13 protein-coding genes are annotated in these 12,556 nt (G+C 76.0%); 6 read left to right on the forward strand and 7 right to left on the reverse strand.

Annotated features, from left to right (window positions below; genetic code table 11):
• Position 1: 1 nt before the first annotated feature.
• Positions 2-1,384 (reverse strand): GntP family permease, encoded by a 1,383-nt coding sequence (locus ACFQ8Y_RS19345; protein ID WP_430550432.1) that lies wholly within the window; start codon positions 1,382-1,384, stop codon positions 2-4.
• A gap of 121 nt (positions 1,385-1,505) precedes the next feature.
• Positions 1,506-2,060 carry a gluconokinase gene (locus ACFQ8Y_RS19350; RefSeq protein ID WP_430586476.1) on the reverse strand — a complete coding sequence of 185 codons (555 nt, stop codon included), beginning with the start codon at positions 2,058-2,060 and terminating at the stop codon, positions 1,506-1,508.
• A gap of 168 nt (positions 2,061-2,228) precedes the next feature.
• Between ACFQ8Y_RS19350 and ACFQ8Y_RS19355 the strand changes: the two genes are divergently transcribed.
• Genes ACFQ8Y_RS19355 through ACFQ8Y_RS19375 form a run of 5 tightly spaced genes read left to right on the forward strand, consistent with a single transcriptional unit; the run spans position 2,229 to position 6,747 of the window.
• Positions 2,229-2,987: a FadR/GntR family transcriptional regulator gene (locus tag ACFQ8Y_RS19355; protein WP_430550434.1), complete on the forward strand. Its 759-nt coding sequence runs from the start codon at positions 2,229-2,231 to the stop codon at positions 2,985-2,987.
• An 11-nt stretch (positions 2,988-2,998) separates the two neighbouring features.
• A complete protein-coding gene (locus tag ACFQ8Y_RS19360; RefSeq protein ID WP_430550435.1) occupies positions 2,999-4,336 on the forward strand; it encodes a carboxylesterase family protein in 1,338 nt (445 codons plus the stop codon).
• The gene (locus ACFQ8Y_RS19365; RefSeq protein ID WP_430586477.1) at positions 4,333-5,283 is read left to right on the forward strand and encodes a DUF4031 domain-containing protein; all 951 of its coding nucleotides are present in this window, start codon (positions 4,333-4,335) and stop codon (positions 5,281-5,283) included. Before ACFQ8Y_RS19360 ends, ACFQ8Y_RS19365 begins: the two co-directional genes overlap by 4 nt.
• A gap of 14 nt (positions 5,284-5,297) precedes the next feature.
• A complete protein-coding gene (locus ACFQ8Y_RS19370; protein WP_430564566.1) occupies positions 5,298-5,957 on the forward strand; it encodes a vancomycin high temperature exclusion protein in 660 nt (219 codons plus the stop codon).
• A 43-nt stretch (positions 5,958-6,000) separates the two neighbouring features.
• Positions 6,001-6,747, forward strand: coding sequence for an enoyl-CoA hydratase (locus tag ACFQ8Y_RS19375; protein ID WP_430550438.1), 747 nt, complete (start codon positions 6,001-6,003; stop codon positions 6,745-6,747).
• 5 nt (positions 6,748-6,752) lie between these two features.
• On the opposite strand, the gene ACFQ8Y_RS19380 is transcribed toward ACFQ8Y_RS19375, so the two are convergent.
• The 3 genes from ACFQ8Y_RS19380 to ACFQ8Y_RS19390 form a co-directional block, all read right to left on the reverse strand.
• Positions 6,753-8,375, reverse strand: coding sequence for a succinic semialdehyde dehydrogenase (locus ACFQ8Y_RS19380; RefSeq protein ID WP_430550439.1), 1,623 nt, complete (start codon positions 8,373-8,375; stop codon positions 6,753-6,755).
• Positions 8,376-8,445: 70 nt separating this feature from the next.
• The gene (locus tag ACFQ8Y_RS19385; protein ID WP_430550440.1) at positions 8,446-8,901 is read right to left on the reverse strand and encodes a GNAT family acetyltransferase; all 456 of its coding nucleotides are present in this window, start codon (positions 8,899-8,901) and stop codon (positions 8,446-8,448) included.
• A 7-nt stretch (positions 8,902-8,908) separates the two neighbouring features.
• Positions 8,909-10,033, reverse strand: coding sequence for a GuaB3 family IMP dehydrogenase-related protein (locus ACFQ8Y_RS19390; protein WP_430550441.1), 1,125 nt, complete (start codon positions 10,031-10,033; stop codon positions 8,909-8,911).
• Positions 10,034-10,086: 53 nt separating this feature from the next.
• On the opposite strand from ACFQ8Y_RS19390, the gene ACFQ8Y_RS19395 reads away from it, so the two are divergent.
• A complete protein-coding gene (locus ACFQ8Y_RS19395; protein ID WP_430550442.1) occupies positions 10,087-10,869 on the forward strand; it encodes an exonuclease domain-containing protein in 783 nt (260 codons plus the stop codon).
• Here ACFQ8Y_RS19395 and ACFQ8Y_RS19400 read toward each other — a convergent pair.
• Together ACFQ8Y_RS19400 and ACFQ8Y_RS19405 are read right to left on the reverse strand one after the other, a co-directional pair.
• Complete coding sequence (locus ACFQ8Y_RS19400; RefSeq protein WP_430550443.1) at positions 10,842-11,708, reverse strand: AAC(3) family N-acetyltransferase; 867 nt, start codon at positions 11,706-11,708, stop codon at positions 10,842-10,844. The genes ACFQ8Y_RS19395 and ACFQ8Y_RS19400 overlap by 28 nt on opposite strands.
• Before the next feature lie 55 nt (positions 11,709-11,763).
• Entirely contained in the window at positions 11,764-12,402 is a 639-nt protein-coding gene (locus ACFQ8Y_RS19405; protein ID WP_430550444.1) for a Rid family hydrolase, read from the reverse strand.
• Positions 12,403-12,556 lie beyond the last annotated feature (154 nt).

Here is a 12,556-nt window from a genome sequence, read left to right on the forward strand (position 1 = left end):
CTCAGGCCAGCGCGAACGCCACGCAGGCGATCCCGAAGCCCATGACGCCGATCGCCGTCTCCATGACGGTCCACGTGCGCAGCGTGGTCTTCACGTCCATGTCGAAGAACCGGCCCACGAGCCAGAACCCCGAGTCGTTGACGTGGCTGAGCACCACGGAGCCGGCCGCCACGGCGACGACGATCGCGGCGGTCGCGAGCTGGCTGAACCCGCCGGCGGCGACGGCCGGCGCGATGAGCCCGGCTGCCGTCGTGAGCGCCACCGTGGCGGAGCCCTGCGCGACCCGCAGCACGGCCGAGATGACGAACCCGGCGACGATGACGGGGAGCCCCAGGTCGGCGAGGACGTCGGCGAGCGCGTCACCGATGCCGGACGACCGCAACACGCCGCCGAACATGCCGCCGGCGCCGGTGATGAGGATGACGGAGCAGACGGGCCCCAGCGCGGAGTCGAGCGTCTGCTCCAGCACGGTGCCCTCGACGCCCCGGCGACGACCGAGCGCCCAGGCCGCCACGAGGACGGAGACCAGCAGCGCGACCGGCGTGGAGCCCACGACGCCCGCCCAGGTCACGACCGGGCTCTCGGCGGCGACCCAGCCCGCGGAGACCGCGGTCTCCAGCCCGGTGTTGGCGAAGATCAGCACGAGCGGGAGCAGGAGGATGCCGACGACCGTGCCGAAGCGCGGCGGGTTCGCGATCTGCACCGCGTCCGCACGGCCGAGGATCGCGGGCACGGGGAGCTCGAAGCGCCGGCCGGCGAACCGGCCGAAGAGGTAGGCCGTGACGTACCAGGTGGGGATCGCGATGATCAGCCCGAGGAGCAGGACCATGCCGACGTTCGCGCCGAGGAACTCGGACGCGGCGACCGGGCCCGGGTGCGGCGGCACGAAGACGTGCATCACCGAGAACGCGCCGGCCACGGGCAGGCCGTAGAGGAGCAGCGAGCCGCCGAGGCGGTGCGCCACCGCGAACACGATCGGCAGCATCACCACGAGGCCGGCGTCGAAGAAGATCGGGAAGCCGAAGATCAGCGAGGCCACGCCGAGGGCGAGCGGGGCACGCTTCTCTCCGAACCGCGCGATGAGCACGTCGGTCATCACCTTGGCGCCGCCGCTGGTCTCGATCAGCCGCCCCAGCATCGCGCCGAGCCCGACGAGCAGGGCGACCGACGCCAGCGTGGAGCCGAAGCCGTCCAGCAGCACGTCCAGGATGCCGCCGCTCGGCAGGCCCGCCGCCACCGCGGTGAGCACGCTGACCAGCACGAGCGCGAGGAACGCGTGCAGGCGCACCTTGATGATGAGCAGGAGCAGGAGCGCGACGGCTCCCGCGGCGATGGCGAGCAGCGGCCCGGCCGTGAGGGTCTGGGTCCAGTCGTCTGTGGGCATGGCGAGGTCCTCGTCGACGGTCGTACGGGTGGTGGGGAGGTGCGTGCCGGTCCGGCCGGCGGGAGCGCGCGGCTCCGGTGCGTCGGGCCGGTGAATCGGGCCGGTGGGTCGGGCCGGTGGCTCAGGCCTGGTCGGCGAGCCAGCCGAGCACGGAGTCGACGATCTGCTCCGGCGCCGCGGCGACGTCGATCCGGATGCCGTCCTCGTCGCCGGTGAGCGGCTCGAGCGTGGCGAGCTGGGACGGCAGGAGCGCCGGGGGCATGAAGTGCCCGCTGCGGTGCGCCATGCGGTCGGCGAGGAGCTCGGGGCTGCCGTCGAGGTGGACGAACCGCACCCGGCCGTGCGCGCCGCGCAGCACGTCGCGGTAGGTGCGCTTGAGCGCCGAGCAGGTGACGACGGCGGACCTGCCGGCGTCGGTCTCGCCGGTCAGCCAGTCGCGGATGGCGGCGAGCCAGGGGGCGCGGTCGGCGTCGGTGAGGGGCGTGCCCGCCGACATCTTGTCGATGTTGGCCTGGGGGTGGAACTCGTCGGCCTCGGCGACGTCGAGGCCGAGGCGCGCGGCGAGGAGCCCGGCGATCGTGGTCTTGCCCGAGCCGGCGACGCCCATCACGACGAGGTGCCCGGCGACCGGCGGCCGCGGCGCGCTCTCGGCCCGCGCGTCACCGGTGGCGTCCATGACGACAGTGTCCATCTCGACTTCCCTGTTCGGTCGGCGACCCGCCGGGGCGGGCCCCGCGGCGACTGCTGCGTCACCGCGTCGTCCGAGGATGCCTCATTGGTACTACCTTTGACAAGACTGGTCACACCAATCGCTCAGCCGACCGGACGTCGATAGGCTCCGCCCATGTCGTCACCGTCCCTGCACGCCGGAGTGCTCGACGCGCTCGGCCGCGCGATCACCAGCGGCGACGTCCCCGCGGGCAGCCCCCTCACGCTCGACGGGATCGGCGCCGAGCACGGGGTCTCGCGGACCGTGGCACGCGAGGTGATGCGGATGCTCGAGGGCCTCGGGATGGTGCGCTCGCGGCGCCGGGTCGGCCTCGTGGTGCTCGGCATGGAGGACTGGAACGTGCTCGACCCGCGCGTCATCCGCTGGCGGCTGCAGGGCCCCGGCCGGGACGCGCAGCTGCGGAGCCTCACCGAGCTGCGGCACGCGGTCGAGCCGCTCGCCGCCGCCGGCGCCGCCCGCCACGCCACCCCGCAGGTGCGGGGCGAGCTCGTGGACCTCGCCCGCCGGATGCGCACCCTCGGCGAGGCTGGCGACCTCACCGAGTTCCTCGCCCTCGACGTCCGCATGCACGAGCTGCTGCTGCGCTCCAGCGGCAACGAGATGTTCGGCCCCCTGGCCGACGTCGTCGCCGAGGTCCTCGCCGGGCGGACGCACCTCGGCCTCATGCCGCCCTCCCCCGCGCCCGAGGCGCTCGACCAGCACGAGGCCGTCGCCCGGGCGGTGGCCGAGCACGACCCCGACGCCGCCGAGGCCGCGATGGCACGGATCGTCGGCGAGGTGCGGCGTGCCATCGACGACCTGCCCGACCATCTGCCCCACGACCCGCCCGACGACCTGCCCCACGACGACGACGGCGCCACCCGCCGGGGTTAGTCTCGACCGCGATGCTGCGCTTCACGCCTCCCTGCGGACCGGTCGACGGCTGGGCGGACGACGACGTCGTCCGGGCCACCGGCATCCCGTACGCCCGCGCGGACCGGTTCGAGCGGCCCGTGCCGGTCCCCGATCGCGTCGCACCGTACGAGGCGACGCAGTGGTCGCCCGCCTGCCCGCAGGCGCCGGTCCCGTTCCTCGACGAGGTGCTGGGGGCGCCGGGGGCCGGCGTCCCGGGCGACGAGCACTGCCAGCGCCTGTCCGTGACGATGCCCGCCGACCTGCCCGCCGACGTGCGCCCCGACGACCGGCTGCCCGTCATGGTGTGGATCCACGGCGGCTCGTACACCTCCGGCGCGGGCGACCTGCCGATCATGGACCCGCGGCCGTTGGTCGCCGAGCAGCGGGTCGTCGTCGTGTCCGTCACCTACCGGCTCGGCCTGCTCGGCTACCTCGGCGACGGCGGCCCCGAGCGGCCCGCGAACCTGGGGCTGCTCGACCAGCTCGAGGCGCTGCGCTGGGTGCACCGCAACATCGCCGCGTTCGGCGGCGACCCGGGGCGGGTCACGGTGTTCGGGCAGTCCGCCGGCGGCGACGCGGTGGCGCACCTCCTGGCCGTGCCCGCCGCGGCCGCCCTGGTCTCCCGCGCGATCGTGCAGAGCGCGCCGCTCGGCATCTCCCGCGGACGGGCACGGATGAACGCCGCCATGGCGCGCGCGGCCGCGGGCATCTCGCCCCGGACGCCCGTGGCGGACGTCGTGGCGGCGGAGGCGCGGGTCGCCCGGGCGGCGACGGGGGCCGGCCTGCGCGCCGCGATGCCGTTCGGCACCCAGTACGGTCACGACCCGCTGCCGCCCGAGGACGAGGTCGACGCCGCCTGGGACGCCGCCGCGCCGCAGGTCGCGCTGCTCGTCGGGAGCACGGCCGAGGAGGCGCGGCTGTTCGTCCGCCGGATCCCCGCGGTCCGCCGGCTCGCCGCGCTGCCCGTCGTCGGGCCGGGGATGCGACGCGCGATGGTCGCCGCCGTCACCGCGGCCGTCTACGGGCGGCCCGCGCGCCGGTTCGCGGCCCGGCACGCGGCGGCCGGCGGCACCGCCTACCGGTACGTCGTGACGTGGGCCGCGCCGGGCAACCCGTGGGGTGCCGCGCACACGGTCGACCTGCCGCTGCTGTTCGGCGACGAGAAGGCGTGGGCGACGGCGGCGCTCACGGACGGGGCGTCGTGGGACGACCTCCAGCGCTCCGCGCGGCGGGTGCGCGCCGTGTGGGGCGCGTTCGCGCGGGGCGAGGACCTCGGCGACCGGCTCGACGTCCCCGGCGCCCTGACCGTCCGGCGGGTGCGGCGATGACGCTCCTGCTCGACCCGCCCGCCTGGCCGGCGCACGGCACCCTCTGGTCGCACCTGGTCTCGGACACGTCGCTGCACGAGCTCCGCTCGTTCGCGCGCGCCCAGGGCGTGGGCGACCGGGCCTTCGACCTCGACCACTACGACGTCCCCGCCGAGCGCCACGACGCCCTGGTGGCCGCCGGGGCCGTGCCCGTGACCGGCGGCGAGCTGTCCCGCCGCCTCGCCGCCTCCGTCCTGCGGGTGCCCGGCCGCGAGCGGCGGCGCGCGTCCCACGACGAGCTGCTCGCCCGGTGGGCGACGCTGTGGGAGCCGGGCGACGGCGCGCGGGCCGCGCCCGCCGCGGCGCACGACGTCGGGACCGACCTCGTGGGCCGCTGGCGCGAGCCGCACCGGGTGTACCACTCGCGCCTGCACCTGGCCGACTCCCTCGACGCCCTGGACCTCCTCGTCGCCGACGGCGCGCCCGGCTCGCGCTGGCACGCGGCGGCCGCGCTGTGGTTCCACGACGCGGTGCACGACGGCGAGGCGGGCCGGGACGAGGAACGGTCGGCGGCGCTGGTCGGCGCGGCGCTCGGCCCGCTGACGGGCGCCGTCCGGCCGGCGGGCACGGGTCGCGCGCTCGGGGAGAGCGACGTCGCCGAGGTCGCCCGGCTCGTGCTGGTGACCACGGCCCACGACCCCGTGACGGCGGACGCCACGGGCGCCCTGGTCAGCGACGCGGACCTCTCCGTCCTCGGCGCCGAGCCCGGCCGGTACGCGCGCTACGCGGCCCAGGTCCGCGCCGAGTACGGCCACGTGCCCGACGACGCGTTCCGCGCCGGGCGGGCCGCCATCCTGGACCAGCTCGCCGGGCTGCCGAGGCTGTACCGCTCGCCCGCAGCCGTGTCCCGGTGGGCCGACGCCGCGGGACGCAACCTGCGCGCCGAGCGCGCCGCCCTCCGCCCCTGACGTAGGTTGCGGGCGTGACCTCGACCCCGCCCGCCACGGACCCGATCCCGGCCTCGCTCCCCGTCCGTGCCCGGCGCCGTCGTGCGCTGCGGGTCTCCGCCGCGACCGCCGGGGCGCTCGCCCTGGCCGTCGTCGTGCCGGTCGCCTGGGTGCAGCTGACCGGCCAGGCGCGGGTCCGGCCGTCCGTCGAAGCCGTCGAGCCGGTGGACGCGATCCTCGTGCTCGGGGCGGGCATCCGGCCCGACGGCACCCCCTCGCCGTACCTGCAGCGCCGCCTGGACGCGGCGGCGGAGCTGTACCACGCCGGCGTCGCCGACCGGGTGGTGCTCAGCGGCGACGGGCAGCCACGCCGGGACGGCACCCCCTACGACGAGCCCGCCTCCATGCGCGAGTGGATCCTCGGGCGGGGCGTGCCGGACGAGGCGCTGACGCTGGACCGCGAGGGCCTCGACACGACGGCGTCCTGCCGCCGTACCGCCGAGCTGGGTGCGCGCACCGCCGTCGTCGTCACGCAGGACTACCACCTGCGCCGCGCCCTGTTCAGCTGCAACCGCGCGGGTCTGGACGCGCAGGGCGTGGGCGTCTCGGCGGCGAGCGCGAGGCCCCGGCAGTGGGTGTGGTGGCACGTGCGAGAGATCCCGGCGTCGTGGCGCGCGGCGGTCCGCGAGCTCTGACGAAGACCCGGACGGGAGCCACGGCGGCCGCTATCGTCGCGGCATGACCGACGACGTCCTCACCAGCGCCGCCGAGGGCGTCGCCACGGTGACCCTGAACCGGCCCGCGAAGAAGAACGCGCTCACCACCGCGATGTACGCCGCGCTGGCCGACGCCCTCGACGCGGCGGAGGCCGACGCGGACGTCCGGGCCGTGGTGCTGCAGGGCGACGAGACCGTGTTCTGCGCGGGCAACGACATCGGCGACTTCCTGGACCGCCCGCAGGCCGGCACGGACGACCCGGCGTTCCGCTTCCTGCGCACGATCGCGCGGTTCCCCAAGCCGCTCGTCGCCGGGGTCTGCGGCCCGGCCGTCGGGGTCGGCGCGACGATGCTGCTGCACTGCGACCTCGTGTACGCGGGCGAGGGCGCGACGCTCCTCTTCCCGTTCGTGGACCTCGGGCTGGTCCCCGAGGCGGGGTCCAGCCTGCTGCTGCCGCAGGTCGTCGGGCACCAGCGCGCCGCGGCGGCCCTGCTGCTCGGGGAGCCGTTCACCGCCGCCGCGGCTCTCGACGCCGGCCTGGTCAACCGGGTGCTGCCGGACGCCGAGGTGCTCGGCCTCGCCCGCGCGCAGGCCGCCCGGCTGGCCGCGAAGCCCGTCGCGGCGCTCGTCGGGACCAAGCGCCTCCTCAGGTCCGGCACGCAGGCCGCCGTGCTCGAGCGGATCGACACCGAGGGCGCGGTGTTCACCCGCCTGCTCGGCGAGCCCGCGGCGCAGGCCGCGCTGGGCTCCTTCCTCGCCCGGCCCTGAGCGGGCTACGGCAGGCGCAGCCGCCGCATCGCGCCGAGCGCGACGGACAGCACGCGGCTCGGCGTCTCCCCGCCGAGCGCGTACAGCGTGTCGAGGGACAGCCCGAGCCGGGCGCCGCGCTGGACGGCGACGGTCTGCACCTCGGTGACGGCCTCGATGCCCTCGCGCCCGTGCCGGCGGCCCTGCCCGGAGGACTTGAAGCCGCCCATCGGCGCGGCCGCGGAGCCCCAGGCCGAGGCGTACCCGTCGTTGATCACGACGGTGCCGGACTGCACGCGCGCCGCCAGGCGCCGGGCCCGGGCGACGTCGGTGGACCAGATGCTCGCGTTCAGCCCGAACTCGGTGTCGTTCATGACGCGCACCGCCTCGTCGTCCGACGCCACGCGGGTCACCGCCACGACCGGGCCGAACGTCTCCTCGCGGGCGCACAGGGCGTCCGCGGGGACGTCGTCCAGCACGGTCGGTGCGTAGAAGTACGGGCCGACGTCGGAGCGGTGCACCCCGCCGACGACCGCGCGGGCGCCCTTCGCGAGCGCGTCGTCCACGTGCCGGGTGACGCGCTCGAGCTGCGCGGCGGAGACCAGCGAGCCCACGTCGGCGGTGTAGTCGAGCCCGGTGCCCAGGACGAGGTCGCGCACCGCGACGGCGAACCGCTCGAGGAACGCGTCCGCGATCCGCTCGTGCAGCACCAGGCGCTCGATCGACATGCACAGCTGGCCGGCGTTCGAGAAGCAGGCCCGCACCACGCCGGGCACGGCCGAGTCCAGGTCCGCGTCGGCCGCGACGTACAGCGGGTTCTTGCCGCCCAGCTCCAGCGTCGTGCCGATGAGCCGCTCCCCGGCGCGCGCCGCGACCTTGCGACCCGTCTCCGTCGAGCCGGTGAAGGCGATGTGGTCCACGTGCTCCACGAGCGCCGCGCCGACGTCCCCGCCGCCGGCGACGACGAGGAACAGGTCGTCGGGCAGCCCCGCCTCCTGCAGCAGCTCGGCGGTCCACAGGGCCGACAGGGTGGTCTGCGGGTCCGGCTTGAGCACCACCGCGTTCCCCGCCAGCAGGGCCGGGATCGCCTCGGACAGGACCAGGGACAGCGGGTAGTTCCACGGCGCGATCGCGCCGACCACGCCGACGGGACGGCGGTGCACGCGCACGCCCGTGAGCACCGGCAGCATGCCCGGCACGCGCCGCTCGCCGAGGTACCCCGGGCCGCGCACGGCGTAGTGCCGGCACGCGATCGCGACGTCCGCGACCTCCTCGAACGCGCTGCGCCGCGCCTTGCCCGACTCCATCTGGATCAGGTCGAGGATCTCCGACTGCCGCTCCAGCACCAGGGCGCCCAGTCGTTCCAGCACGGCCGTGCGCTCGCGCAGCGTCGCGCGCGCCCACCCGGGCTGCGCGGCCCGGGCGCGGGCCGCGGCCGACGCGACGTCGTCGGGCGACGACAGGGGGAACGTCGCCAACGGGGCACCCGTGAAGGGGAGGATCGAGCGGTGCGTCCCGACGGTGTGGGACGTGACGATGCGCCGCGTCAGCGGCTCCACGACGTCGGGCTCCAGGACATAGGTGGCGGCGGGCAGCTCGGGGTCAAGAAGTTCCCCGAGAGCGCCTTCGCCCTCGTGCGCGGTGGACATGGCCGACACCCTACGCGGGTCGCCCGACACCGCGGCAACCGTCGTCCCCGTTCGTCCGGGTCGTTCGCTCTCAGCGCGACCCGTCGAACCACTTCCCGAGCACGACCGTCTCCTGGTCGCCGTACCCGAGGCGGTCGTAGAAGCCCACCACCTGTGCGTTCGTGGCGCGGACCATGAGCTGCACCTTGCGCGCCCCGGCCGCGCGGAGCCAGTCCTCGGCGGCGGCCACCGTGGCGCGGCCGAGACCGCTCCCCTGCTCCTGCGGGTCGACCGCGACGTAGTACAGCCAGCCGCGGTGCCCGTCGTACCCGGCGAGCGCGGAGGACACGACCCGGTCGCCCGCCACACCGACCAGGACGGTCGACGTCGGGGTGCGGCGCGCGTCGGCGACGTCGCGCCGCGGGTCGTTCCACGGCCGGGTCAGGCCGCAGGCCTCCCACAGCGCGACGACCTGCTCGACGTCGCCGTCCCCGACCTCCCGGAACGCGACGGCGAGCGCGTCCCGGGTCGTGGCGTCGGCCGTCATCAGGGGATCACCGCGGCTGGTACGGGGAGACGACGACCTCGACCCGCTGGAACTCCTTGAGGTCGGAGTAGCCGGTCGTGGCCATGGCCCGGCGCAGGGCGCCGACGAGGTTCAGGGTGCCGTCGGCGGAGCCGCTCGGCCCGAACAGGACCTGCTCGAGCGTGCCGGCCGTGCCGACCTCGACGCGCTCGCCGCGCGGCAGCGCCGGGTGGTGGGCCTCGGGCCCCCAGTGCCAGCCCTGGCCCGGCGCCTCCTCGGCGCGGGCGAGCGCGGCGCCCAGCATGACGGCGTCGGCGCCGCAGGCCACGGCCTTGACGATGTCGCCGGAGCGGCCCACGCCGCCGTCGGCGATGACGTGCACGTACCGGCCGCCGGACTCGTCGAGGTAGTCGCGGCGGGCCGCGGCGACGTCGGAGACGGCCGTCGCCATCGGCGCGTGGATGCCGAGGCCCACGCGCGTGGTGTGGGCGGCGCCGCCGCCGAAGCCGACCAGGACGCCGGCCGCACCCGTGCGCATGAGGTGGAGCGCCGCGGTGTAGGTGGACGCGCCGCCGACGACGACGGGCACGTCGAGCTCGTAGATGAACCGCTTGAGGTTGAGCGGCTCGGCGTTGCCGGACACGTGCTCGGCCGAGACCGTGGTGCCGCGGATGACGAACAGGTCCACGCCGGCGTCGACCACCGTCTGGTAGTGCTCCTGCGTGCGCTGCGGGGACAGCGCGCCGGCCACGGTCACGCCCGCGGCGCGGACCTCCTTGAGGCGCTGCGTGATGAGCTCGGCCTTGATCGGCTCGGCGTAGATCTCCTGCATGCGCTGCGTCGCGCGGTCGGCGGGCAGGTCGCGGATCTCGGCGAGCAGCGTCTCGGGCGACTCGTACCGCGTCCACAGGCCCTCGAGGTCGAGGACGCCCAGGCCGCCGTGGTTCCCCAGCGCCACCGCGGTGGCGGGGCTCATCACGGAGTCCATCGGCGCCGACATGATCGGCAGGTCGAAGTGGTAGGCGTCGATCTGCCACTCCACGGACACGTCCTTCGGGTCGCGCGTGCGCCGCGAGGGCACGATCGCGATGTCGTCGAAGGAGTATGCGCGGCGGCCGCGCTTTCCGCGCCCGATCTCGATCTCGTTGCTCACCCGGACAGCCTACCGGCGCGTGCTGTCGGTGGCCGGTGGCACAGTCCGGGGGCATGACGACGTACGCGGAGCCCGACGCACCGCAGGCCGCTCCCGACCCGGGCTGGTCGCGCGGGCCCCTGCTCGGCTTCGACACGGAGACCACCGGGCTCGACGTCGAGGCCGACCGCATCGTGACCGCCGCGCTCGTGCTGCGCGGCCCGGACGGCAGCCGGTCCGTGCGCACCTGGCTGCTCGACCCCGGCGTCGAGATCCCTGCCGAGGCCACGGCCATCCACGGCATCTCCACCGCCGAGGCCCGCGCGCACGGCCAGGACGCCGTCGGGGCGCTCGAGGAGATCGCCGCGATCCTCGTCCACCACGTGCGCGGCGGCGTCCCCCTCGTCGCCTACAACGCGTCGTTCGACCTGTCCCTGCTGGACAGGGAGCTGGCCCGCCACGGGCTGCCGACGGTGCCCGAGCGGCTCGGCCGGCCCGTCGCGCCGGTGCTCGACCCGCTCGTCCTCGACCGGTGGCTGGACCGCGCCCGGGAGGGCAAGCGGCGCCTCGGCGACCTGTGCGCCCTGTACGGGATCGAGGGCGACGGCGAGCTCCACCAGGCGGACGTCGACGTCCTCGCGACGCTCGACGTCCTCGACGCCCAGCTCGTGGCCCACCCGCGGCTCCGGAGCGCCGCGCTCGACGCGCTGCACGCCGCCCAGGCCGGCGCCCACCGCGCGTGGGCGGAGCGAGTGAACGCGGAGCGCGCCGCGACGCCCGGTGGTCGACCGCCCACGTCGCCCGCCTGGCCGGCGTCCACCGGCCCGGCTCACCTGGGCGCCGTCGCCGGCTCCTGACCGCGCCAGGCGGCGGCGCAGCGACAGCCCGGGTCGTCGCACAGGAGCGCCCGCGGGTCGGCCAGGAGGGCGGCACGGGCCGCGGCGAGCACGTCGGCCACGCCCGTCCGGCGCAGGCGGGAACGCCCGACGCGGACCTCGCGCGTGCGTGACCGCAGCGTGGGCTCGAGCTCGTCGAAGCGGTGACTCTCCCCCGGCAGGTTCGGCAGCTCGGCCCAGGCGCCGGGCCCGACCTTCGCGTAGCGGTGGAACAGCCCGCGGCCCCGGCGCTGCTCGGCGAGGTGGATCGCCGTGCTCGCCGTGTGCCCGACCCCCAGGAGGAGCACGTCCCCGCCGGCGTCCGCCACGGCGTCGACCGGCGCCAGCGGGTGGTCGAGGGTCTGCGCCCCGACGACGTCGGCGGCCCGCTCCCCCGTCGCGACGAAGCCCTTGAGCGGGTGCTCCGTGCGCCGGTGCGGGTGGCCGAGGCGGACGGCCTCCGGGACGGCGCCCATCTCCCGGTCGACCGGCAGGTCGGGGACGAACGCGTCGGCACGGGCGACGGCCTCGTCGTGCTCGGCCCACGTCGCGGCGTTCCCGTAGGCGTTCCACGGCCGCTCGAGGCCGGGCGGGGCCGGGACGCCGGTCCGGTCCCACGTGTCCGCCGGGACGACGACCGTGCCGCACACGTCGACCAGCGCCCGTGCGACGGCCGCCGCGCCGCCGTCGACGTGCCCGAACGCGCGCAGCGAGCTGTGCACCAGCACCGTGGACGACCGGCCCAGCCCCAGCTCGCGCAGCCCCGCGGCGACCTGGTCGGTCGTGACGGCGGGCTCTCCCGCCCGAGCACCGTGGTCCATGGTGCCCAGCCGACCACGACGCCGTCCTGACGTCACGCCCTTTCGCGCGGCGGACCTACCGGTCGTACACCGCGTCGACCTCCACCTCGACCAGCCAGCCGTCCACGGGCAGGTTCTCGATCTCCAGCGCGAACCGGGAGGGCCGCGCCTCGTTGACGACCATGGGCTCACCGGCCGCCGACCCGAGCTGGACGTCGAGCGTCTCCCCGGTGGCGAGGTTCGTGTTGGCGAAGAACTGCCGGTACGCGCGGTTCCAGCCGGCGAAGTCCATGGCCTCCTCGCCGTCGGGGTTCTGCAGGAAGACGCGCATGGAGACGACGTCGTCGTAGGACAGGCCCGCGCGCTCGAGGTTCTCCCCGATCCGCATCAGCGCGTTGATCCCCTGGGCCTCGGTGAGCGTCACCCCGTCGGGCAGCTCGCCGCCGGGGAAGACGTCGGTCGGCACGTAGCGCTCCTCGGCGGTCGCGCCGGGCGCGCGGTTCAGGGCGGACGGCCCCAGACCCGACGACTTGTACCAGGCCACGTTCTTCCCGAGTGCCACACCGTCGGCGATGGACGGGGTGTCCCCGGTGACGAAGGAGTGCGCCTCGGTCGGCCTCGGCTCGAAGAGGCGGCCGCCCGCGACGGCGGTGGCAGGGACGGCGACGGCGGTCGTGACGGCGACGGCGAGGACGACCTTGGTGGTGTTCTTCATGCGGGGAACGTAGGGGCGCACCGTTTCGGCCGGATGACGGGGGCGGGTCGCGCACGAGTCGCTGACCTGGGGCGACGCCGTCGAAACGCGCCCGTTACCCGGGGCGACGACACGGTAACCCCGCCGACCCCGGGCCGTGACGCGGACCTCCTAC

The organism is Isoptericola sp. NPDC056605 (assembly GCF_042792795.1).
GTDB lineage: Bacteria > Actinomycetota > Actinomycetes > Actinomycetales > Cellulomonadaceae > Isoptericola.

Coding starts and splice junctions, on each gene's coding strand:
- ACFQ8Y_RS19345 (WP_430550432.1), bottom strand. CDS start 1,384: ATGCCCACAGACGACTGGACCCAGACCCTCACGGCCGGGCCGCTGCTC.
- ACFQ8Y_RS19350 (WP_430586476.1), bottom strand. CDS start 2,060: ATGGACGCCACCGGTGACGCGCGGGCCGAGAGCGCGCCGCGGCCGCCG.
- ACFQ8Y_RS19355 (WP_430550434.1), top strand. CDS start 2,229: ATGTCGTCACCGTCCCTGCACGCCGGAGTGCTCGACGCGCTCGGCCGC.
- ACFQ8Y_RS19360 (WP_430550435.1), top strand. CDS start 2,999: ATGCTGCGCTTCACGCCTCCCTGCGGACCGGTCGACGGCTGGGCGGAC.
- ACFQ8Y_RS19365 (WP_430586477.1), top strand. CDS start 4,333: ATGACGCTCCTGCTCGACCCGCCCGCCTGGCCGGCGCACGGCACCCTC.
- ACFQ8Y_RS19375 (WP_430550438.1), top strand. CDS start 6,001: ATGACCGACGACGTCCTCACCAGCGCCGCCGAGGGCGTCGCCACGGTG.
- ACFQ8Y_RS19380 (WP_430550439.1), bottom strand. CDS start 8,375: ATGTCCACCGCGCACGAGGGCGAAGGCGCTCTCGGGGAACTTCTTGAC.
- ACFQ8Y_RS19385 (WP_430550440.1), bottom strand. CDS start 8,901: ATGACGGCCGACGCCACGACCCGGGACGCGCTCGCCGTCGCGTTCCGG.
- ACFQ8Y_RS19395 (WP_430550442.1), top strand. CDS start 10,087: ATGACGACGTACGCGGAGCCCGACGCACCGCAGGCCGCTCCCGACCCG.
- ACFQ8Y_RS19400 (WP_430550443.1), bottom strand. CDS start 11,708: ATGGACCACGGTGCTCGGGCGGGAGAGCCCGCCGTCACGACCGACCAG.
- ACFQ8Y_RS19405 (WP_430550444.1), bottom strand. CDS start 12,402: ATGAAGAACACCACCAAGGTCGTCCTCGCCGTCGCCGTCACGACCGCC.